The sequence below is a fragment of the Streptomyces sp. DH10 genome (genome assembly GCF_029813805.1).
GTDB lineage: Bacteria > Actinomycetota > Actinomycetes > Streptomycetales > Streptomycetaceae > Streptomyces > Streptomyces coeruleofuscus.
This window is the reverse complement of the sequence record NZ_JARVKU010000008.1, coordinates 92,396-112,079: the sequence shown is the minus strand read 5'-3', so window position 1 is coordinate 112,079 and position 19,684 is coordinate 92,396. Positions and strand designations below refer to the sequence as shown.

At 70.8% G+C, this 19,684-nt stretch carries 19 protein-coding genes and 1 tRNA gene; 9 read left to right on the top strand and 11 right to left on the bottom strand.

Annotated elements, in window-relative coordinates; all coding sequences use genetic code 11:
- Nucleotides 1-144: 144 nt before the first annotated feature.
- From QC385_RS18660 to QC385_RS18635, 6 genes are all read left to right on the top strand, one after another.
- The gene (locus QC385_RS18660; RefSeq protein ID WP_279542447.1) at nucleotides 145-885 is read left to right on the top strand and encodes a response regulator transcription factor; all 741 of its coding nucleotides are present in this window, start codon (nucleotides 145-147) and stop codon (nucleotides 883-885) included.
- Nucleotides 882-2,498 carry a sensor histidine kinase gene (locus QC385_RS18655; RefSeq protein WP_279542446.1) on the top strand — a complete coding sequence of 539 codons (1,617 nt, stop codon included), beginning with the start codon at nucleotides 882-884 and terminating at the stop codon, nucleotides 2,496-2,498. The genes QC385_RS18660 and QC385_RS18655 overlap by 4 nt, the downstream gene beginning before the upstream one ends.
- Nucleotides 2,499-2,512: 14 nt before the next feature.
- A complete protein-coding gene (locus QC385_RS18650) occupies nucleotides 2,513-3,919 on the top strand; it encodes a bifunctional glycosyltransferase family 2/GtrA family protein (protein WP_279542445.1) in 1,407 nt (468 codons plus the stop codon).
- Nucleotides 3,916-6,069 carry an ArnT family glycosyltransferase gene (locus tag QC385_RS18645; RefSeq protein ID WP_279542444.1) on the top strand — a complete coding sequence of 718 codons (2,154 nt, stop codon included), beginning with the start codon at nucleotides 3,916-3,918 and terminating at the stop codon, nucleotides 6,067-6,069. Before QC385_RS18650 ends, QC385_RS18645 begins: the two co-directional genes overlap by 4 nt.
- 105 nt (nucleotides 6,070-6,174) lie before the next feature.
- Nucleotides 6,175-7,671 carry an MFS transporter gene (locus QC385_RS18640; RefSeq protein WP_279542443.1) on the top strand — a complete coding sequence of 499 codons (1,497 nt, stop codon included), beginning with the start codon at nucleotides 6,175-6,177 and terminating at the stop codon, nucleotides 7,669-7,671.
- Between the two features lie 144 nt (nucleotides 7,672-7,815).
- Nucleotides 7,816-8,583 (top strand): TetR/AcrR family transcriptional regulator, encoded by a 768-nt coding sequence (locus QC385_RS18635; protein ID WP_279542442.1) that lies wholly within the window; start codon nucleotides 7,816-7,818, stop codon nucleotides 8,581-8,583.
- Nucleotides 8,584-8,596: 13 nt separating this feature from the next.
- On the opposite strand, the gene QC385_RS18630 is transcribed toward QC385_RS18635, so the two are convergent.
- Nucleotides 8,597-9,067: a PPOX class F420-dependent oxidoreductase gene (locus QC385_RS18630; RefSeq protein ID WP_279542441.1), complete on the bottom strand. Its 471-nt coding sequence runs from the start codon at nucleotides 9,065-9,067 to the stop codon at nucleotides 8,597-8,599.
- Between the two features lie 10 nt (nucleotides 9,068-9,077).
- The gene (locus tag QC385_RS18625) at nucleotides 9,078-9,440 is read right to left on the bottom strand and encodes an STAS domain-containing protein (protein WP_279542440.1); all 363 of its coding nucleotides are present in this window, start codon (nucleotides 9,438-9,440) and stop codon (nucleotides 9,078-9,080) included.
- Between the two features lie 207 nt (nucleotides 9,441-9,647).
- Here QC385_RS18625 and QC385_RS18620 point away from each other — a divergent pair, with 207 nt between their 5' ends.
- On the top strand, nucleotides 9,648-10,370 hold the full coding sequence (locus QC385_RS18620; RefSeq protein ID WP_279542439.1) for an ANTAR domain-containing protein: 723 nt from the start codon (nucleotides 9,648-9,650) through the stop codon (nucleotides 10,368-10,370).
- Nucleotides 10,371-10,428: 58 nt separating this feature from the next.
- The gene (locus tag QC385_RS18615; protein ID WP_279542438.1) at nucleotides 10,429-11,130 is read left to right on the top strand and encodes a GAF and ANTAR domain-containing protein; all 702 of its coding nucleotides are present in this window, start codon (nucleotides 10,429-10,431) and stop codon (nucleotides 11,128-11,130) included.
- On the opposite strand, the gene QC385_RS18610 is transcribed toward QC385_RS18615, so the two are convergent.
- The 3 genes from QC385_RS18610 to QC385_RS18600 form a co-directional block, all read right to left on the bottom strand.
- Nucleotides 11,113-11,934, bottom strand: coding sequence for a YceI family protein (locus tag QC385_RS18610; protein WP_279542437.1), 822 nt, complete (start codon nucleotides 11,932-11,934; stop codon nucleotides 11,113-11,115). The two genes, QC385_RS18615 and QC385_RS18610, sit on opposite strands and share 18 nt — an antisense overlap.
- A gap of 100 nt (nucleotides 11,935-12,034) precedes the next feature.
- On the bottom strand, nucleotides 12,035-14,569 hold the full coding sequence (locus QC385_RS18605; protein WP_279542436.1) for an MFS transporter: 2,535 nt from the start codon (nucleotides 14,567-14,569) through the stop codon (nucleotides 12,035-12,037).
- 13 nt (nucleotides 14,570-14,582) lie between these two features.
- Entirely contained in the window at nucleotides 14,583-15,071 is a 489-nt protein-coding gene (locus tag QC385_RS18600) for a MarR family winged helix-turn-helix transcriptional regulator (protein ID WP_279542435.1), read from the bottom strand.
- A gap of 214 nt (nucleotides 15,072-15,285) precedes the next feature.
- On the opposite strand from QC385_RS18600, the gene QC385_RS18595 reads away from it, so the two are divergent.
- Complete coding sequence (locus QC385_RS18595) at nucleotides 15,286-15,480, top strand: hypothetical protein (protein WP_279542434.1); 195 nt, start codon at nucleotides 15,286-15,288, stop codon at nucleotides 15,478-15,480.
- A 733-nt stretch (nucleotides 15,481-16,213) separates the two neighbouring features.
- Here the strand turns inward: QC385_RS18595 and QC385_RS18590 are convergent.
- From QC385_RS18590 to tadA, 6 genes are all read right to left on the bottom strand, one after another.
- Entirely contained in the window at nucleotides 16,214-17,119 is a 906-nt protein-coding gene (locus QC385_RS18590) for an RNA polymerase sigma factor SigF (protein WP_243380166.1), read from the bottom strand.
- 268 nt (nucleotides 17,120-17,387) lie between these two features.
- Nucleotides 17,388-18,206: an RNA polymerase sigma factor SigF gene (locus QC385_RS18585; RefSeq protein ID WP_401481372.1), complete on the bottom strand. Its 819-nt coding sequence runs from the start codon at nucleotides 18,204-18,206 to the stop codon at nucleotides 17,388-17,390.
- Nucleotides 18,207-18,387: 181 nt separating this feature from the next.
- A complete protein-coding gene (locus tag QC385_RS18580) occupies nucleotides 18,388-18,681 on the bottom strand; it encodes a Dabb family protein (RefSeq protein ID WP_086854430.1) in 294 nt (97 codons plus the stop codon).
- Nucleotides 18,681-18,857 carry a hypothetical protein gene (locus QC385_RS18575; RefSeq protein WP_279542433.1) on the bottom strand — a complete coding sequence of 59 codons (177 nt, stop codon included), beginning with the start codon at nucleotides 18,855-18,857 and terminating at the stop codon, nucleotides 18,681-18,683. The genes QC385_RS18580 and QC385_RS18575 overlap by 1 nt, the downstream gene beginning before the upstream one ends.
- 212 nt (nucleotides 18,858-19,069) lie before the next feature.
- A tRNA-Ser gene (locus tag QC385_RS18570) sits at nucleotides 19,070-19,154 on the bottom strand.
- Between the two features lie 55 nt (nucleotides 19,155-19,209).
- Entirely contained in the window at nucleotides 19,210-19,641 is a 432-nt protein-coding gene (gene tadA / locus QC385_RS18565) for a tRNA adenosine(34) deaminase TadA (RefSeq protein WP_279542432.1), read from the bottom strand.
- Nucleotides 19,642-19,684: the final 43 nt, after the last annotated feature.

Genomic DNA, 19,684 nt, shown 5'->3' with positions numbered 1-19,684 from the left:
TGCTGATGAACCCGGCCCGCTGATGACCCCGGCCGCCGCCCCCTGGCGTTCACAGGCGTTCCCTGAGAAGCGCCTGTGTGTTTCTCAGGGAAATCACAGGCTCTCGAAAGGGCGCTCTCAGAGCACGCCGACATCGTGTGCACCATGACCACGACCTCGCCCCAGGGGCGCACCGAACTGCTGAGGCCGGACGGGAGCCCCGTCCGAGTGCTTGTGGTGGACGACGAGATGTCGATCACCGAGCTGCTGTCCATGGCCCTGCGCTACGAGGGATGGCAGATCCGGAGTGCCGGTGACGGCACGGGCGCCATCCAGACCGCGCGCGACTTCCGGCCCGACGCGGTCGTGCTCGACATGATGCTGCCCGACATGGACGGGCTGGCCGTGCTCGGGCGGCTGCGCCGTGAACTGCCCGACGTGCCGGTCCTTTTCCTCACCGCAAAGGACGCCCTCGAGGATCGGATCGCCGGGCTGACGGCCGGCGGGGACGACTATGTCACCAAGCCGTTCAGCCTCGAAGAGGTCGTCGCACGGCTGCGCGGGCTGATACGGCGGTCCGGTGCCGCCGACCGGCGCTCCGACTCCACGCTGGTCGTCGGCGACCTGACCCTCGACGAGGACAGCCACGAGGTCACCCGGGCCGGTCAGAACATCCACCTGACCGCGACCGAGTTCGAGCTGCTGCGGTTCCTGATGCGCAATCCGCGGCGCGTGCTCAGCAAGGCGCAGATCCTCGACCGCGTGTGGTCGTACGACTTCGGCGGGCAGGCCAACGTCGTCGAGCTGTACATCTCGTATCTGCGGCGGAAGATCGACGCCGGGCGCGAGCCGATGATCCACACCCGGCGTGGTGCCGGTTACCTGATCAAGCCCGCGGCCGCATGAGCGGGTGGCGACGGCCGAGCACGCAGCGGAGGGCGGGCAAGCCGTCGCGAGCGGGCAAGCCGCGCACGCTGCGGACACGGCTCGTCGTCGCGTCCGTGGTGCTGATCGCCGTGGTGTGTGCGGTGATCGGGACCGTGACGACCCTCGCCCTGCGGTCACATCTGTACGAGCAGTTGGACGAGCAACTCCGCGGGGCCGCGGCCAGGGCCGCCCAGAGCCCTCCCAGGGACTTCGGCGAGGATCTGAACGGCGGTTCCGACGCGCCCGCGCAGAAGAAGGAGGAGAGCCTCACCGACTTCGTCACCCGGGGACCGCAGCCGGGCGGCACGGTCGCCGCCAAGATCGAGGGCGGCCGGATCACGGAGTCCAAGTACGGCGTGTCCGTGGACAACTACCCGATGAGCGCGAGATCGCTGAACTCCGCCCAGACCGCCGCACTCGCCTCCGTGCCGCAGGACGGGACGGTGAGAACCGTCGATCTCCCGGGCCTCGGCGAGTACCGGGTCGAGTACAAGTCAGGCGACAAGGGCAGCTACTACGTCGCCATCCCCACCACGGACGTCACCAACACCATCAACACCCTCATCCTGGTCGAGATCAGTGTCACCGCGGCAGGGCTGGCCGCCGCAGGGCTGGCCGCTTCCGTACTGGTCGGCGTAGCCACCCGCCCCCTCCGCCGCGTAGCCGCCACCGCCACCCGGGTCTCCGAACTCCCGCTGCACACCGGCGAGGTGAACCTCAGCGAGCGGGTCCCCGACTCCGAGACCGACCCGCACACCGAGGTGGGCCGGGTCGGTGCCGCGCTGAACCGGATGCTCGACCACGTCCACGGCGCGCTGCACGCACGGCAGCAGAGCGAGACGCGGGTCAGGCAGTTCGTCGCCGACGCCAGTCACGAGCTGCGCACCCCGCTCGCCTCCATCCGCGGGTACGCCGAGCTGACCCGGCGCGGCACAGAGGACGTCGGGCCGGACACCCGGCACGCCCTCGGGCGGATCGAGTCCGAGGCCGGGCGCATGACCCTGCTCGTCGAGGACCTGCTGCTGCTCGCCCGGCTGGACGCCGGGCGGCCGTTGCAGTTCGAGCAGACCGACCTCGCACCGCTCGTCGTGGACACCGTCAGCGACGCCCGTGCGGCCGGCCAGGGCCACAACTGGCGTCTCGACCTGCCCGACGAGCCCGCGCTCGTGTCGGCGGACGCGGCCCGGCTCCAGCAGGTCCTCGTCAACCTGCTCGGCAACGCCCGCACCCACACCCCGCCCGGCACGACCGTCACCGCCCGCGTCCAGCGGCGCGGCACCTGGCTGTGCGTCGACGTCGAGGACGACGGACAGGGCATTCCGGCCGAGTTGCTCCCGCACGTCTTCGAACGGTTCGCCCGCGGCGACTCCGCGCGGACCCGCGCCACCGGCTCGACCGGTCTCGGCCTCGCCATCGTGCAGGCCGTGGCGACCGCGCACGGCGGTGCCGTGACCGTCGACAGCGTGCCCGGGCGGACCGTGTTCACGGTGCACCTGCCCGCGCTGCCGGCGCAGCCGCAGCCGGACATGAGCCGGCGACAGCCCTCACAGGCACGCCACAGCGTCACCACATGGGCACGACAGGGCGCCTGACAAAAGTCGGCTCCATGCGAACCGACTCTTCTCCCGGCACCCTGCCGGCGCGGGAGCACCTCCCGGCCGCACCAGCCGGTACGCCTGTCCTGGACGTAGTGATCCCCGTCTACAACGAGGAGAAGGACCTCCAGCCGTGCGTCCGCAGACTGCACGAGCACCTCGCCGGCACGTTCCCGTACGCGTTCCGCATCACGATCGCGGACAACGCCTCCACGGACACCACCCCGCGGGTGGCGGCACGGCTGGCGGCGGAGATCCCCGAGGTCACCACCTTCCGCCTGGAGCAGAAGGGCCGCGGCCGGGCCCTGCGGGCCGTCTGGTCGGCCTCGGACGCCCCGGTCCTCGCCTACATGGACGTGGACCTGTCCACCGACCTCAACGCCCTGCTCCCGCTGGTGGCGCCGCTGATCTCCGGCCACTCCGACCTCGCGATCGGCTCCCGGCTGGCCCGCAGCTCGCGCGTGGTGCGCGGCCCCAAGCGGGAGTTCATCAGCCGGGTCTACAACCTCATCCTGCGCGGGTCGCTCCAGGCCCGCTTCTCGGACGCCCAGTGCGGGTTCAAGGCGATCCGCCGTGACGTGGCGCAGGTGCTGCTGCCCCTGATCGAGGACACCGGCTGGTTCTTCGACACCGAGATGCTGGTGCTGGCCGAGCGCGGGGGGCTGCGGATCCACGAGGTGCCGGTCGACTGGGTCGACGATCCCGACTCGACCGTGCACATCGTCAGGACCGCGACCGACGACCTCAGGGGCGTGTGGCGGATCGGCAGGGCCCTGGCCACCGGTTCGCTGCCGCTGGACCGGCTCACCCGGCCGTTCGGCGACGACCCGCGCGACCGTGAGATCAAGGACGTACCGCGGGGCCTGGCCCGCCAGTTGGTCGGCTTCTGCGTCGTCGGCGGCCTGTCCACCCTCTTCTACCTGCTCCTCTACAGCGGCTTCCGCGTCTTCACCGGCTCCCAGACCGCCAACGCCCTCGCCCTGCTGGTCTCGGCGATCGCCAACACCGCCGCGAACCGGCGGCTCACCTTCGGGGTGCGCGGGCGCGACGGGGCCGTACGGCACCAGGCGCAGGGCCTGGTCGTCTTCGGCATCGGGCTCTCCCTGACCAGCGGCTCGCTCGCCGCGCTGGGCGCGGCCACGTCCGAGCCCGCGCACTCCACCGAACTGGCGGTGCTCATCGCCGCCAACCTCGCGGCGACCGTGCTGCGCTTCCTGCTCTTCCGGGCGTGGGTGTTCCCGGACCGGCGCGACGCCGAGACGACGGTGGTCGCCTCATACGACTCAAAAGGCTCATACGCCTCATACGACAACGCTCAGTTCCGCGTCGGCGAAGCCGCGGACGGCACCTGGAGGGACGCCACCGCGCAACTGCTGCCGGTGCGCCCCCACGACACCGATGCGAGGGACTTCCGATGACCGTCCACTACGACCAGCAGCTCGCCGGCAGAGACCCGAGTCCCGAGCCCCGGACCCCTCGTCCGCCTGCCCCCGCACCGGCCCCCGACGCCGGTGAACCCAAGCGGCCCTTGCCGCACCGGCTGTGGCGCGGCCGGCCCGAGGACCCCCGCTGGGCCCGCCCGGCGTTCCTCGGCCTGCTGCTGGCGACCGCGGTGCTCTACCTCTGCAACCTGAGCGCCTCCGGCTACGCCAACTCCTTCTACTCGGCAGCGGTCCAGGCGGGCAGCCAGTCCTGGAAGGCCCTGTTCTTCGGCTCGCTGGACGCCGCCAACGCCATCACCGTCGACAAGCCCCCGGCCGCGCTGTGGCCGATGGCCCTGTCCGTGCGGCTGTTCGGCCTCAGCTCCTGGGCGATCCTCGTCCCCGAGGTCCTCATGGGCGTCGGCACGGTGGCCGTCGTGTACGCGGCCGTGCGCCGCCGGTTCAGCCCCGCGGCCGGTCTGATCGCGGGCGCGGTGCTCGCGCTCACCCCCGTCGCCGCGCTGATGTTCCGCTTCAACAACCCGGACGCGATGCTGGCCCTGCTGATGGCCGTGGCCTGCTACTTCGTCATCCGGGCCGTGGAGGACGGCCGTACCAAGTGGCTGGTGTGGGCCGGGGTGGCCATCGGCTTCGCGTTCCTCGCCAAGACACTCCAGGCCTTCCTGATCCTGCCGCCGCTCGCCCTCGTCCACGCGGTGTGCGCACCGGTGCCGGTGAAGAAGCGCTTCGGGCAACTGGCCCTGGCCACGGTCGCGCTGGTCGCGTCCGGCGGCTGGTGGGTCGCGATCGTCGAGCTGTGGCCCGCGTCCTCCCGCCCGTACATCGGCGGCTCGCAGAACAACAGCTTCCTGGAACTGACCTTCGGCTACAACGGCCTGGGCCGCCTCAACGGCGACGAGACCGGCAGCGTCGGAGGCGGTGGCGGCAACGGCGGTGGCAACTGGGGCGAGACCGGCTGGGACCGCCTGTTCGGCTCCAGTATCGGAGGCCAGATCTCCTGGCTGATCCCGGCCGCGCTGATCCTTCTCGCGGCGGGCCTGGTGGTCACGCGCAAGGCACGCCGTACGTCGGTGACGCGCGGTTCGTTCCTCGTCTGGGGCGGCGCGCTGATCACGACCATGCTGGTCTTCAGCTACATGCAGGGCATCTTCCACGAGTACTACACGGTCGCGCTCGCCCCCTACGTCGCGCCGCTGATCGGCATGGGCTCGGCGCTGCTCTGGGACAAGCGTGACAAGGCGTGGGCGTCGCTGACCCTGGCGGCCGCGACGACGGCCACCGCGGCCTGGGGCTACGTCCTGCTCAACCGCTCCTCCGACTACCTGCCCTGGCTGAAGTGGTTCGTCCTGGTCGGCGGTCTGACGGCGGCCCTCGGCCTGATCTTCGCCGGCCGGCTGGGACGCCGACTGGCCCTGGGCGCGGCGGGACTGGGCCTGATCGCCGCACTGGCGGGTCCGGCGGCGTACACGCTGACCACGGTGAACGAGGGGCACTCGGGCTCGATCGTCACCGCGGGACCGGCGGTCGCGGGCGGTCGCGGTGGGCCGGGGGGCGGTGGCGGTTTCCCGGGCGGCGGCCCCAACCAGCAGAACGGCAACGGCAACGCCCAGGGCGGGCAGGGCAACGGCTTCCCCGGCGGCGGTTTCCCGGACGGCGGCTTCCCGGGCGGCGGCCCGAATCAGCAGGGCCAGAACACCACCCCCGGCGGCCGGACCGGCGACGGCGGCCGTATGGGCGGCGGTGGCGGCATGGGCGGTCTGCTCAACGGCGCCGGCGTCGGCTCCGAGGCCAAGAAGCTGCTGGAGACCGACGCCGGCCGGTACACCTGGGCTGCGGCGGCCATCGGCGCCCAGAACGCCGCGAGTTACCAGCTGTCCACCGGCGAGCCGGTGATGGCCATCGGCGGCTTCAACGGCACGGACCCGTCCCCCACGCTCGCGCGGTTCAAGACGTACGTGGCGGAGGGGAAGATCCACTACTTCATCGCCTCCGGCGCGGGCGGCCGCATGGGCGGCGGCAGCGACGGCTCGTCGTCCCGGATCACCTCCTGGGTCGAGGCCAACTTCAAGAAGGTCACGGTCGGTTCGGCCACCTTCTACGACCTCACACAGAAGGCGAGCGGCTGACAGTCCGCTGACCGGGAGAGGGGCGGTGGCCGCCGGCCACCGCCCCTTTCCCGTGGCGCGATTATTCGGTTGTACGCCGTATGGGATTCTTCTACGGTGTACAGCATGACGACGTCCCCACAGGAAGAGGCCCCGCCGCAGACGGCACACGGCGGCCACCCCCAGCGCTGGCTGATCCTCGGTGTCATCTGCCTCGCGCAGCTCACCGTCCTGCTCGACAACACGATCCTGAACGTGGCGATCCCCTCGCTCACCCGCGAGATGGACGCGACGACCGCCGACATCCAGTGGATGATGAACGCCTACTCACTGGTGCAGTCCGGCCTGCTGCTCACGGCGGGCAACGCCGCCGACCGCTACGGCCGCAAGCTGCTGCTGATGTCGGGCCTGGCGATTTTCGGTCTGGGCTCGCTGGTGGCCGGCCTGTCCCAGAGCCCGGCCCAGCTGATCGCGGCCCGCGCCGGCATGGGCGTCGGCGGCGCGCTGCTGATGACCACGATCCTCGCCGTCGTCGTGCAGATCTTCGACGACAAGGAGCGGGTCAAGGCCATCGCGCTGTGGTCCACGGTCAGTTCGCTCGGTTTCGCGGCCGGGCCGTTGATCGGCGGAGTGATGCTGAACCACTTCTGGTGGGGCGCGATCTTCCTGATCAACATTCCCATCGCGGTGCTCGGCCTGATCGCGGTCGCGGCGCTCGTACCGGAGTCCAAGCACAAGGCGGGCGACCGTCCCGACCTGGTCGGCGCGGTGCTGTCGACCATCGGCATGACGGCCGTCGTGTACGCGATCATCACAGGGCCCGAGCACGGCTGGACGTCCGGGCAGGTGCTGCTCTCCGCGCTGATCGGCGTCATCGTTCTCAGCCTGTTCGTGACATGGGAGCTGCGGATCGAGCACCCCATGCTCGACATGCACTTCTTCCGCAACCAGAAGTTCGTGGGCGCGGTCGCGGGCGCGATCCTCGTGGCGTTCGGCATGACGGGCTCGCTGTTCCTGCTCACCCAGCACCTTCAGTTCGTGCTCGGTTACGAGCCGCTGGACGCCGGTCTGCGCACGGCGCCGCTCGCGCTGACCGTGGTCGCGCTCAACTTCACCGGGCTCGGAGCGAAGCTGGTGCTCAAGTCAGGCACGCCGGCGGCCATCGCGCTCGGCATGACCCTGGTGTCGGCGGGGCTGGCGGCGATCGCGCTGCTCGGCGGGCACGGCTACGGCGGGATGCTGCTCGGCCTGGTCGTGATGGGCGCGGGTGTGGCGCTGTCCATGCCGGCCATGGCCAACGCGATCATGAGCGCGATACCGCCGGAGAAGGCGGGTGTGGGAGCGGGGATCAACGGGACGCTCGCGGAGTTCGGCAACGGCCTCGGTGTGGCGGTCCTCGGTGCGGTGCTCAATTCGCGGTTCGCGTCGCTGGTCGCCGTGTCGGCGGCGTCGTTGCCGGCGGCACTCGCGGCAGCGGACTCGGCTGAGGAGAAGGCGCGTATCTCCGACGCGTTCGCCTCCGGGCTGGAGACCAGTCAGCTGGTCGGGGCTGTGGCCGTGCTCGCCGGTGGCCTGGTCGCGGCGGCGTTGTTGCGGCGGGCTGAGCGGGCAGAGTCCGCCTAAGAGCTCGGGTGGCTGGGTAGTGGGGCGGCTGCGGGAGCGTTTGGGCTGGTCGCGCCCACGCGGCCGAGCCGCAGGTCGACACAGCCCCGCGCCCCTGAAGGGCGCTTAGCATGACCGGCATCAGGAAAATGAGGAAGGTGCGCCATGGCGAAAGCGGCTCGGGAGAGTCAGCCGCGGACCAGCGTCTGGCTGGAAGGCAAAGCGCACCGGCGGCGCGGCGGTGGGCAGCCCTCGGGGCTGGACCGCGCGCGCATCATCGAGGTCACCGTCCGGCTGCTGGACGCCGAGGGGCTGGCCAAGTTCTCGATGCGGCGGCTGGCAGGTGAGCTGAGCGTCACCGCGATGTCCGTCTACTGGTACGTCGACACCAAGGACGACCTCCTCGAACTCGCCCTGGACGAGGTCATGGGCGAGATGCGGCTGCCGGATCCGGACGCCGACGAGGACTGGCGGGACCAGGTGCGGGCCCTCGCGTGGGAGTACCGGACGCTGCTGGTGCGTCACCCCTGGGTGTCCGCGCTGGTCGGCGTCTTCCTCAACATCGGCCCCCACAACCTGGCCTTCTCCCGGGCCGTGCAGCGCGTCGTCCGCAGGACCGGGCTGCCCGCGAAACGCCTGACGAGCACGATCTCGGCCGTCTTCCAGTTCGTCTACGGCTACGGCACGCTGGAGGGCCACCTCTCCGCCCGGGCCAAGGCCGGCGGCATGACCGTGGACGAGTACTTCCAGCAGGCCCTGAGCACCGTGACCGCGGCCCCGCAGGCAGCCGACGTCATGCGTGAGTCCCAGGAGATCATGGCGGCGCGCGGCGGCGACACGGTCGCCGAGATGATGGAGCGCGACTTCGAGTTCGCACTGGAACTGCTGATCGCGGGCATCGAGGCGATGGTCGCCCGGGAGTCAGGGGCCTGAGCGGGAGGGCCGGCTACTCCCCCTCGGCCAGCCGTGCGGGGAACCCGCCGGTCGCCACCGGCCCCCACCGCTCGGGGGTGACGCGGATGATCGACTTGCCCTGCTTGAGCATCGCCGCGCGGTACTCGTCCCAGTCGGGGTGCTCCCCGGCGATGTTCCGGTAGTACTCCACGAGCGGCTCGACGGAGTCGGGCGGGTCGATGACCTCCGCCGTGCCGTCGATCTGGACCCAGGGACCGTTCCAGTCGTCGCTGAGGACGATCAGGCTCACCCGGGGGTCCCGCCTGGCATTGCGGGTCTTGGCCCGCTCCGGGTACGTCGAGACCACGATCCGGCCCGAGTCGTCGACCCCGCAGGTCAGCGGCGAGCCCTGGGGGCCGCCGTCGGCGCGCCGGGTCAGCAGGATGGCGTGGTGCCGGGGTCGTACGAAGTCGAGCAACTCGTCGAGGGAGACGCGGGTGTTCGTAGCGATGTTCGGTGCCATGTCCGGCAGCCTACGACTTCATGGCCTCGGCGACGTTGTCGTACACGGGCACGTCCCGGCGCAGGCCGGTCAGTTCGAGGACGCGGCTGGCCACACCCTCCGGCCGGGCCACCAGGCGCAGCCGGGCCCCGGGGGGCAGCCGGTGGCGGATGTCGTTGATGAGGCGGATGCCCTGGGAGTCCATGAAGCAGGTCGTGGTGAGGTCGAGGACCAGCACCTCCAGCCGGTCATCGCGGGCCTTGGCCTCGGACACGATGAGCGGAAGCAGCTGCTCCGCGTTGCAGAAGTCGATCTCCGCGGGCATGGTGAGGTGGACGCGGCCGGGCAGGTCGCGCGATTCGGTGGGATTCGGGAGGAAGGTCACAGAACTCACCTGGCAGACGTTCGTCCGGATTCCGGTAAGGCCGCTTCCTGACCCGTGGGGCCATTCCACCATGCCGGAGCGCGGCTGTGGAAGCGCCTGTGGCGGCCGTCGGTCGGACGTCACCTTGACGCAACCGAGCAGCTAGAGTGCTGTCCGTCCTGTGCTCGCAGTCGGGAATGTGCTGCGGAGCTCTCCTGCGCACGGCCATGGTCGTGCATGCCGAAGAGGTTCGTGGTGGCTGCGTCCGAGTTTCCTGATTTGCCCCGTTTTCCGGTCGGCTTCGAGCTGGCCGAGGCTCTGACGGTGGCGTCTCAGCAGCTGCACGAGAGCCCCTCACCGCACAACACGCTGCGCACGGCGGTCCGGCTGGCCGTGCACCTCATGCCCGGGGCCGAGCACGCCGGCATCTCCGAGATCGAGCGCGGCAACAAGCTCCGCACGCTCGCCTGGACCGACGACGTCGTGCGCTCCGCGGAGGCCCGGCACGGCGGCCGGGAACCGCACGGGCACTGGGACCAGTTGTGGCACAGCCCGGTGGTGCGGATGACGGACAGCGAGGACGACGACGGCTGGGACGTGCTGTCGGCCCTGGGGCTGCGCTCGGCGCTGTCGCTGCGGCTGCGCGCCGACCGCCGCCGGCTGACCGTGCTCACGGCCTACGCGCGCAAACCGGGCGCCTTCGACGAGGACGCCACCCGCATCGGCCGGCTGTTCACCACGCACGTCAGCATCGCCCTGGAGTCCGCCACCGTGCGCGAGCAGCTCACCGAGGCCATGCACACGCGGGACCTGATCGGCCAGGCCACCGGCATCCTCATGGAACGCCAGGGCATCGACGCCGCCGCGGCCTTCGAGAGCCTGGTGCGGGCCTCCCAGCGGGAGAACGTGAAACTGCGCGACCTCGCCCGCCGGATCGTCGGTGCTCACAACTCCACGTGAGCCGCTGTGAGTCAGGGGCGCAGGCGTTAAGGGGCGCCGACGGGATACACGTACGTTCATGAGTTCCGAGACGTCCGACACGCTGGACCAGGCGATGGTGCGCAGCAGCGGTCTCGACACCCTGCTGCGCGACCTGACCGACCGTGCGGTGCAGGAGGTGCCCGGCGCCGCGGCGTGCAGCATCACGGTGAGCCGCGGCGGCCGGCTGCTCACCCTGGCCGGCAGCGACGGCCTCCCCAGCGGCCTGGACCAGCGTCAGTACGAGAACGGCTCGGGCCCCTGCGTCGACGCCGCCGAGACCGGCGCCGAGCAGTACGCCCCCGACCTGGCCACGGAGTCCCGCTGGCCGGCGTACACGCCGTACGCGCTCTCCGCGGGCGTCCACTGCGTGCTCGCCGTGCCGATCGCCGTGGAGGGCGAGACGGGCGCCGCGATCAACCTCTATGGCGTGCGGGCCGGGACGCTGGACCAGGGCCGGGACGCGGCCCGCGCCTTCGCGACACGGGCGGGGGACGCGATCAACGTGGCGCTGCGCATCGAGCGCCGCCGCCAGTCGGTGGCCGACGTGCGCACCGCGCTGCTCTCCCGCAGCGTCATCGACCAGGCGATCGGCATCCTCATGGCCCAGGAGCGGATCAACGCCCGTGACGCGCTGGAGCGGCTGCGCCGCGCCTCGCAGCACCGGAACGTCAAACTCCGGGACCTGTGCGGCCAGTTGGTGGCGAAGGTCTCCGGTCCCGCCTCAAGCGGCCGGAAGTGACTCGCCCTGCACGGCCTGGATGTCCAGCTCCACCCTGAGCGTCGTGCCGATGGCGGCGATGCCCGCCTGGAGGACCTGGTTGTAGTTCATCGCGAAGTCCTCGCGGTGCAGTTCGGTCGTGGCACGGAACGCCGCCCGGGTGCCGCCCCACGGGTCCGGGCCGGTGCCGAGGTAGGCCAGGTCCAGGTCGACCGGCCGTACGACACCGTGCATGCCCAGCTCACCGTGGACCGTCCACCGGTCGGACCCGGTCGCCGTGAGTCCCGTGGACCGGTAGGTGATCTCGGGGAACCGCTCGACGTCCAGGAAGTCCGGCGACTTCAGGTGCCCGTCGCGCATGCCGTTGCCGGTGTCGACGGACCCGGCCCGGATCACCGCTTCCACACGGGACTTGGTGACGTCGTCCGGGGCGATCTCGATCGAGCCGGAGAACTCCGTGAACCGGCCGTGCACGCTGGAGATGCCCAGGTGCTGTGCCACGGCGGCCACGCTGGAGTGCACCGGGTCGACGGTCCACGGTCCCGGCGGCGGCAGCTCGGTACCGCCCTGCCGTGCCAGCGTCACCGTGCCGACCTCGGCCCGGCCGCTCGCCGTGACGATCACGCTGGAGGCTGCGGGCGCGTATCCCACGGCGGTGACGATGACGGTGTACGCCCCCGGCTCCAGCGGCGTCGCGTCCCGGACGGCGCCCTCCGCGTCGGCCTCGGCCCGCAGCGCCTGCGCGCCGGTCATGTCGGCCACGGTGACGACCGCGTGCGACACGGCCCAACCGTCCCGGGTACGGATCCTCGCGGTCAGTCCCATCTCAGCTAACTCCCCTAAAACAGAAACTCGAAATGAAACCGGCCCGTGGCAGGGGCGCCTCCGCTCGGAGCGCGCCCACCGCCACGGGCCGGGGCTTGTCCTACTCGCCGGGGTGGGCGAGTTCGATGTCGTGGGCGTCGGCGCCGCGGCCCGTGACCGTCAGGGCGGTGGCCACCGGCGGGTAGCCCGTGGCGATGACGGTGTATTCGCCGCCGTCCAGGTCGGTGAAGGCGTACGCCCCGTCCGTGCCGGTCGTGGCCGAGCCGACGACGTTGCCCGCCTGGTCGACCAGCGTCACCCGGGCGTCGGCCAGCGGGCCGTGCGGGGCGCGGACGACACCCTGGACGCGGGCGCCCGAGTCCAGGTCGATCTCGACCCGGGTGACCCCGGCGCCGCCCACCTCGACGGGCAGGGCGCGCGGCCGGTGGCCGGTGGCGTTCACCGCGACGGTCACCGCACCCGGCACCAGCTCGGTGAAGGAGAACTCGCCCTGCTCACCGGTGGTCCCGGTGGCCAGCAGGTCCCCGCGCACGTCGGTCACGATCACCATCGCGTCCTTCACCGGCTGCCCGCCCTCGGCGGCCCGCACCAGGCCGGTCAGCCCGCTGGTGCCGCTGAGCAGGATGTCGTAGGCGACCGGCTCGCCGTTCACCACGACCGTGGACGCCTGCGGCTGGAAGCCGTCGGCGGAGGCGATCAGCACGTACGACCCGGCGCCCGGCGCGTCGAGGACATAGGAGCCGTCGGCCTGCGCCACGGACCGGCCCAGCTGCCGCCCGGCCAGCGAGATCAGCGTGACCGCGGCCCGCGGCACGGGCGCGCTCTCGTTGCCGCGGACGAAGCCGCGGACCGGCACACCGCCCCCGCCGGACGCGGGCTCCTCGGCCCGGGCCGCCGTGGCGACGGCGGCGAGCCGTTGCGTGCCTTCGGGCCCGGTGCCGTCGGCGGACTCGGTGTCCGCCATGGCCCAGCTCGGCACGGACTTCTCCGCGGCGGGGGCCTCGGCGGGAGTCTCCGCACGGGCGTCGTCGTCCGCCGCCTGCGCCAGTCCGCCCTTCGTCTTCAACGGGACCTCCTTGATGAACAGCGACACCAGCAGCGCGAGCAGGGCCAGCGGGGCCGAGTACAGGAACACGTCCGCGACACCGTGGCCGTAGGCGCTCTCCACGACGGTGCGGATCGGCGCGGGCATCGCGTTGAGGTCGGGGATGCCGCCACCGCCCGTGCCGGCGTGGCCGAGGGCCTCGCCCTTGGCGCCGAGGCCGGCGAGGCCGTCCTTGACGTAGTCGGTGATCTTGTTGCCCAGGACCGCGCCCAGCGCCGAGACCCCCACGGCACCGCCCAGGGACCGGAAGAAGGTCACCGTGGAGCTGGCGGCACCCAGGTCGCCCGGCTCCACCTGGTTCTGCGTGCAGAGCACCAGGTTCTGCATCATCATGCCGATGCCGAGGCCCATCAGCGCCATGAAGATCGCTATGTGCCAGTACTCGGTGTCGTACCGGATCGTGCCCAGCAGCCCGAGCCCGGCCGTCACCAGCACACCGCCGCCGAGCAGCCACCCCTTCCAGCGGCCGGTCCGGGTGATGACCTGACCGGAAACCGTGGAGGAGACGAACAGGCCCGCGATCATCGGGATGGTCATGACGCCGGACATCGTCGGCGACTTGTCCCGGGCCAGCTGGAAGTACTGGCTGAAGAACACGGTCCCCGAGAACATCGCGACACCGACGAACAGCGAGGCAAGCGAGGCCAGCGTGATGGTGCGGTTGCGGAACAGCCGCAGCGGGATGATCGGCTCGCTCGCCTTGGCCTCGACCAGGACGAACAGCGCCAGCAGCACGACGGAGCCGCCGACCATCGCGTACGTCTGCCACGACACCCAGTCGTACTTGTCGCCGGCGAAGGTCACCCAGACCAGCAGCAGGCAGACGGCCGCGGTGATGAAGAAGGCGCCGGCCCAGTCGACCTTGACCTTCCGCTTCACCACGGGCAGGTGCAGGGTCTTCTGGAGCACGATCAGGGCGATCACGGCGAAGGGCACGCCGACGTAGAAGCACCAGCGCCAGCCGAGCCAGTCGGTGTCGGTGATGACACCGCCGACCAGCGGACCGCCGACCATGGCCGTGGCGAAGACGGCGCCCAGGTAGCCGTTGTACCGCCCGCGCTCACGCGGCGAGATCATCGCCGCCATGATGATCTGGGCCAGCGCGGACAGACCGCCCATGCCGATGCCCTGGACCGCGCGGAACGTGATGAGCGTGCCGGGGTTCTGCGACATGCCGGCCGCCGCAGAGCCCAGCACGAAGATCACCAGGGCGAGCTGGATCAGCAGCTTCTTGGAGAACAGGTCGGCGAGCTTGCCCCACAGCGGCGTGGACGCGGTCATCGTCAGCAGGGACGCGGTCACGACCCAGGTGTAGGCGCTCTGGCCGCCGCCGAGGTCGCCGATGATCCGGGGCAGGGCGTTGGAGACGATCGTCGACGACAGGATCGCGACGAACATGCCGAGCAGGAGTCCGGTGAGGGCCTCCATGATCTGCCGGTGCGTCATCGGAGCGCCGCCGCCGGAGGAGCCGTGGGAGCCTCCCCCGTGCTTGGCATGAGCCCGCACACCGGCTGGTGTGGTCGTAGCCATGGGCTTCCTTTTCTTACGTGCTTGCGGGTGTACGGGTGGTCTGTGCGACAGCGGGTGGCGCCGTCCGGGGCGCGGGGCGGCAGTCGAAGCTCTCCCTCAGCCGCGCCATCAGGTCCGTGAGCCGGCCGACGTCCTCGTCGGTCCAGTCGCTCAGGCGGTCGGCGAGGACCTCGGTGGTCCGCCGGGACAGCTCGTCGAGCTGTGCGTGGCCCGCGGGCGTGAGACGCAGGATGCGTGAGCGCTTGTCCGCGGGGTCGGGGGAGCGTTCGATCCAGCCCCGGGCCACGACGTGCGCGACATGGCGGCTGGTGACCGACATGTCCACCGCGAGCAGCTCGGCGAGCTTGCTCATGCGCATGTCGCCGTGGCGGCCCAGCAGTGTCAGTACGGCCGCCGAGCCGCCGGTGCAGTCGGCCGGCATGATCCGGCCGAGCTCCCGCTTCACGGCGCCGAAGGCACTGAACTGGCGGACCAGCTCTTCGTACTGCGCCCTCTCGGCCATGACACCTCCGCTTTCGTTGCTTAGGGCAACCATAGAAGCCGTTGGTTGCTGAAGGCAAATAAAGAAGGTGAATGCGGCATAAAAAGTTGGCAAAGGCAAGTATTGCGGTAGTAAATGTGCAGGTCGTGACGATGGTGGCAGGGGTCGTGCGGGAGCAAACGGAAGGCCAACCCCCACTTGGGGAGCCCCGGCGTTTTCGCTAGGGTCTCGGGCCATGGCTAACAACCAGGCCCCCCAGGGCAACCACGACCCCGCCGGCAGCACCCAGATGTTCCGCGCGTTCGTCGACGAGGCGCCGCAGGGGCGGCAGGCCGCGACGACGAGTGGCGGACCGCGGATCGGTCTCATCCTCGGCGTCGTCGTCGCCATCGCGGTGGTCGCGGCGGTGGCTTGGCTGGCGCTGGCGTAACGCGTACGGCGGTTCTCGACGTTGGTGTCGGCCGGGCGTTGTCGCCTGGAGTCGGTCGTGCCGAGGTCGGGGCACTGCGCAACCCGGCGCTACGGGGTGCCGCTGCGCCCACCCGTGCCGCCCCAAGCGGCACGACTGCCCGCAGCGGCGGCCTGCACCCGGCCCATGGCAGCTCAGCGGAGCCACGCGTCCTCGCGTACGGCGGGACGGGACGTGTCGGGGGAGACGTGCGGCTCGGCCGAGGCGCAGCCGCACCCGCGCACGTACGGAAGGGGACGTGTCGGGGGGTGTCCGCCCGCAGCGGTTGCGCGTCAACGGACAGTCAGCCGGCGTCCGACCCCATCGCGCCGTTCCGAGGACGGACACCCCCGGCGCGGCCCTGACCCGCAACCGGCGGGTAGGCGGTCCACCACCTGCGGGTAGGCGGTCCACCACCTGCGGGTAGGCGGTCCACCACCTGCGGGTCGGCGGCGCACCGCCGTTGGGTAGGGCGCCGATCACCTGAGGTTAGGCGGCCCACCACCTCGGCAGTCAGCGGCCCGCCACACCGACGGCAGCGAGCCTTCACCCACGCGGCCCGCCACACCGACGGCAGCGAGCCTTCACCCACGCGGCCCGCCACACCGACGGCAGCGAGCCTTCACCCACGATTCAGTGACCGTCATGCACCCGCGGGGCAGCAAGCCGTCGCCCACCCGCGGGTGGGCGAGCCCCCCGCGGGTCGGCGGCTCGGTCAGTCCGAGATGAGGCCTTCCCGGAGCTGTGCCAGTGTCCTCGTCAGCAGGCGGGAGACGTGCATCTGTGAGATGCCGACCTCCTCGCCGATCTGCGACTGGGTCATGTTCGCGAAGAACCGCAGCATGATGATCCGTCGCTCACGGGGCGGCAGTTTGGCCAGCAGCGGCTTCAGCGACTCCCGGTACTCGACGCCCTCCAGGGCGCTGTCCTCGTACCCCAGCCGATCGGCCAGCGAGCCCTCGCCGCCGTCGTCCTCCGGCGCCGGGGAGTCCAGCGAGGACGCCGTGTACGCGTTCCCCACCGCCAGCCCGTCGACGACGTCCTCCTCGGACACCCCGAGCACGGACGCGAGTTCGGTGACGGTCGGCGAGCGGTCCAGCTTCTGCGAGAGCTCGTCACTGGCCTTCGTCAGCGCCAGCCGCAGCTCCTGAAGCCGGCGCGGCACCCGCACCGACCACGACGTGTCGCGGAAGAACCGCTTGATCTCGCCCACGACGGTTGGCATCGCGAACGTCGGGAACTCGACTCCCCGTTCGCAGTCGAACCGGTCGATCGCCTTGATCAGCCCGATCGTGCCGACCTGGACGATGTCCTCCATCGGCTCGTTGCGGGAGCGGAACCGCGCCGCCGCGTACCGCACCAGCGGCAGGTTGAGCTCGATCAGGGTGTCGCGGACGTACGCACGTTCGGGGCTGTCCTCGTCGAGCGCGGCCAGCCGCAGGAACAGGGAGCGGGACAGGGTGCGGGTGTCGATGGCCCCCGTGGCCACAAGCGCCGGCGCGGGCTCGGTCGCGAGCTCGGCCGGAACGTCGTCGATGGGGCCGAGTGAGTCGAGAGCATGGGGAGCTGTGTCGCTCTCCGCGAGCGTGAGCACCTTCGAGCTGCCCTGTTCTGCGGACATGCCACCCCCTTTGGGTCGCGGGACGGTCGCGGCGAACGCCCCCGTCTGAGGAACGCAGCCTTCACCTGAATACCGGAGCCGAAGCCCCGGCAAACGCGCTTCCCGCAGAATGTCACATGTCGGCAACACGCTGTAGTGACATGTCGACATCTGAGACGCCAATCCGCCCTGCAAACAAGGGGTCTGACGCCTTTTCGGCCCGCAACTGTCGGGAACGGCCCTGAGGAGCGATTCGCTCGCCAGGATTACTACTCGCAACTGTTTGCGGTTACGCGTCGATCCGGTTCGCGGACCGCAATCGCTGGAAGCTACGCGCGAGTAGCCGCGACACGTGCATCTGTGAGACCCCGAGCTCCGCACTGATCTGAGACTGCGTGAGATTGCTGTAGTACCGCAGCAGCAGAATCCGCTGCTCCCTCTCGGGCAGCTGCACGAGCAGGTGCCGTACGAGATCCCGGTGCTCCACCCCGTCCAGCGCGGGATCCTCGTAGCCGAGCCGGTCCAGCAGTCCGGGCAGTCCGTCGCCCTCCTGCGCGGCCTCCAGGGAGGTCGCGTGGTACGACCGCCCGGCCTCGATGCAGGACAGCACCTCGTCCTCGGTGATGCGCAGCCGCTGGGCGATCTCGGCCGTGGTCGGGGTGCGCCCGAAGGCGGTCGTGAGGTCCTCGGTCGCGCTGTTGACCTGCACCCACAGCTCGTGGAGCCGGCGCGGCACGTGGACCGTGCGGACGTTGTCGCGGAAGTACCGCTTGATCTCGCCGATCACCGTCGGCATCGCGAACGTCGGGAACTGCACGCCCCGGTCCGGGTCGAAGCGGTCGATGGCGTTGATGAGCCCGATTGTGCCGACCTGGACGACGTCCTCCATCGGCTCGTTGCGGGAGCGGAAGCGGGCGGCCGCGTAGCGCACCAGCGGGAGATTGGCCTCGATGAGTGCTCCGCGCACCCGGTCGTGCTCGGGCGTCCCCGGCTGGAGTTCCTTGAGCTCCGCGAAGAGGACCTGCGTGAGGGCGCGGGTGTCAGCGCCTCGGCTCCGCTGGGGAGCCGGTTCCGAGGATGGTGCCTGAGGTGCGGTACTGGCCAGCACGGTCAACTCCACCTCGTCATCCGTCAACCTGTCCGTCGGCTCTTCCGTCAAAAGCGGTCATAGCATCACAAGACATGTGCACTGTGTGCAAGCACCCGATAACTCCGTGTTGAGGGATGAAATACCGCATAAATGCGCGAAAGCCCCCCGTCGGAACGACGGGGGGCTCGAAGCGGGGGGCTCAGAACTCGTAGTCGGCGATCACCCACGTGGCGAACTCGCGCCACAGCGCGACACCCGCCTGGTGGTCGGGATGCTCCACGTACCGGCGCAGCGCGTCCGCGTCGTCGAAGGCCGAGTTGATGGCGAAGTCATGGGCGATGGGACGGTCGCTGACGTTCCAGCCCAGCTCCCAGAAGCGGATGCCGGGGACCGTGCCCTCGAGCGAGCGGAAGGCCTCGACGCCCTTCACGACCCGCGGGTCGTCGCGCTCGACACCCTCGTTGAGCTTGAAGAGGACCAGGTGGCGGATCATCACTTTCCTCCGTCGGCGACCCACGTGGCGAAGTCGCCGAGGGCCTGGGCGGCGTCCGATATGCCCTGGAACCCTATCTGCATGTAGTCGGCGGCCTTCTTCGGGTCCGTGATGATCACGTACAGCGCGAAGACCACGAAGACGTAGACGGCGACCTTCTTAGCGTTCACCGCCATCGCGGCCTCCCCTGTCACTGGTGTCTCATGCAGCGCACATGATCGCACGAAGGGCCGATCGCACGAAGGGGCGGAACGGGGTCATCACTGCGGCCGAGGAGGTTGGCGGGGGCGGCGAGCACGCACAGCATCCGTGGGGACAGCCGCACTCGTCGGAACGCAAAAAACCCCCTCCGAACCACGTTTCCGCAGTTCAGAGGGGGTGTTGTCAGCGGTAGCGGAGGGATTTGAACCCTCGGTGACTTGCGCCACACTCGCTTTCGAGGCGAGCTCCTTCGGCCGCTCGGACACGCTACCGAGGGAGACCTTACAGCAAGGTGCCGCGTGCTTCGAAATCGATATGCGGCGACGGTCAGCGACCGCGGAAGAACTCGGTGAGCAGCCCGGCGCACTCCTCGGCGAGCACGCCCTCGATCACCTCGGGCCGGTGGTTGAGCCGCCGGTCGCGGACGAGGTCCCAGAGGGAGCCGGCCGCGCCGGCCTTGTCGTCGCGGGCGCCGTAGACGAGCCGGTCGACGCGGGACTGCTGGATCGCGCCCGCGCACATCGTGCAGGGCTCCAGCGTCACGACGAGGGTGCAGCCGGCGAGCCGCCACCGGCCGAGCACGTCCGCGGCCCGCCGCAGGGCGAGGACCTCCGCGTGGGCCGTCGGGTCGCCGCCGGCCTCGCGTTCGTTGTGCCCGGCCGCGAGCACGGTCGTGCCGTCCGGGGCCAGTACGACGGCGCCGACGGGGACGTCCCCGCCCCGGACGGCCTCGGCGGCCTCGTCCAGGGCGAGTCGCATCGCGGGCCGCCAGGGGTCCCGTACCGGGTCCGGCGGGTCCGGG

Coding starts and splice junctions, on each gene's coding strand:
- QC385_RS18635 (WP_279542442.1), top strand. CDS start 7,816: ATGGCGAAAGCGGCTCGGGAGAGTCAGCCGCGGACCAGCGTCTGGCTG.
- QC385_RS18590 (WP_243380166.1), bottom strand. CDS start 17,119: ATGTCCGCAGAACAGGGCAGCTCGAAGGTGCTCACGCTCGCGGAGAGC.
- QC385_RS18655 (WP_279542446.1), top strand. CDS start 882: ATGAGCGGGTGGCGACGGCCGAGCACGCAGCGGAGGGCGGGCAAGCCG.
- QC385_RS18595 (WP_279542434.1), top strand. CDS start 15,286: ATGGCTAACAACCAGGCCCCCCAGGGCAACCACGACCCCGCCGGCAGC.
- tadA (WP_279542432.1), bottom strand. CDS start 19,641: ATGCGACTCGCCCTGGACGAGGCCGCCGAGGCCGTCCGGGGCGGGGAC.
- QC385_RS18640 (WP_279542443.1), top strand. CDS start 6,175: ATGACGACGTCCCCACAGGAAGAGGCCCCGCCGCAGACGGCACACGGC.
- QC385_RS18630 (WP_279542441.1), bottom strand. CDS start 9,067: ATGGCACCGAACATCGCTACGAACACCCGCGTCTCCCTCGACGAGTTG.
- QC385_RS18600 (WP_279542435.1), bottom strand. CDS start 15,071: ATGGCCGAGAGGGCGCAGTACGAAGAGCTGGTCCGCCAGTTCAGTGCC.
- QC385_RS18575 (WP_279542433.1), bottom strand. CDS start 18,857: ATGGCGGTGAACGCTAAGAAGGTCGCCGTCTACGTCTTCGTGGTCTTC.
- QC385_RS18620 (WP_279542439.1), top strand. CDS start 9,648: ATGCCGAAGAGGTTCGTGGTGGCTGCGTCCGAGTTTCCTGATTTGCCC.
- QC385_RS18580 (WP_086854430.1), bottom strand. CDS start 18,681: ATGATCCGCCACCTGGTCCTCTTCAAGCTCAACGAGGGTGTCGAGCGC.
- QC385_RS18610 (WP_279542437.1), bottom strand. CDS start 11,934: ATGGGACTGACCGCGAGGATCCGTACCCGGGACGGTTGGGCCGTGTCG.
- QC385_RS18605 (WP_279542436.1), bottom strand. CDS start 14,569: ATGGCTACGACCACACCAGCCGGTGTGCGGGCTCATGCCAAGCACGGG.
- QC385_RS18650 (WP_279542445.1), top strand. CDS start 2,513: ATGCGAACCGACTCTTCTCCCGGCACCCTGCCGGCGCGGGAGCACCTC.
- QC385_RS18645 (WP_279542444.1), top strand. CDS start 3,916: ATGACCGTCCACTACGACCAGCAGCTCGCCGGCAGAGACCCGAGTCCC.
- QC385_RS18615 (WP_279542438.1), top strand. CDS start 10,429: ATGAGTTCCGAGACGTCCGACACGCTGGACCAGGCGATGGTGCGCAGC.
- QC385_RS18660 (WP_279542447.1), top strand. CDS start 145: ATGACCACGACCTCGCCCCAGGGGCGCACCGAACTGCTGAGGCCGGAC.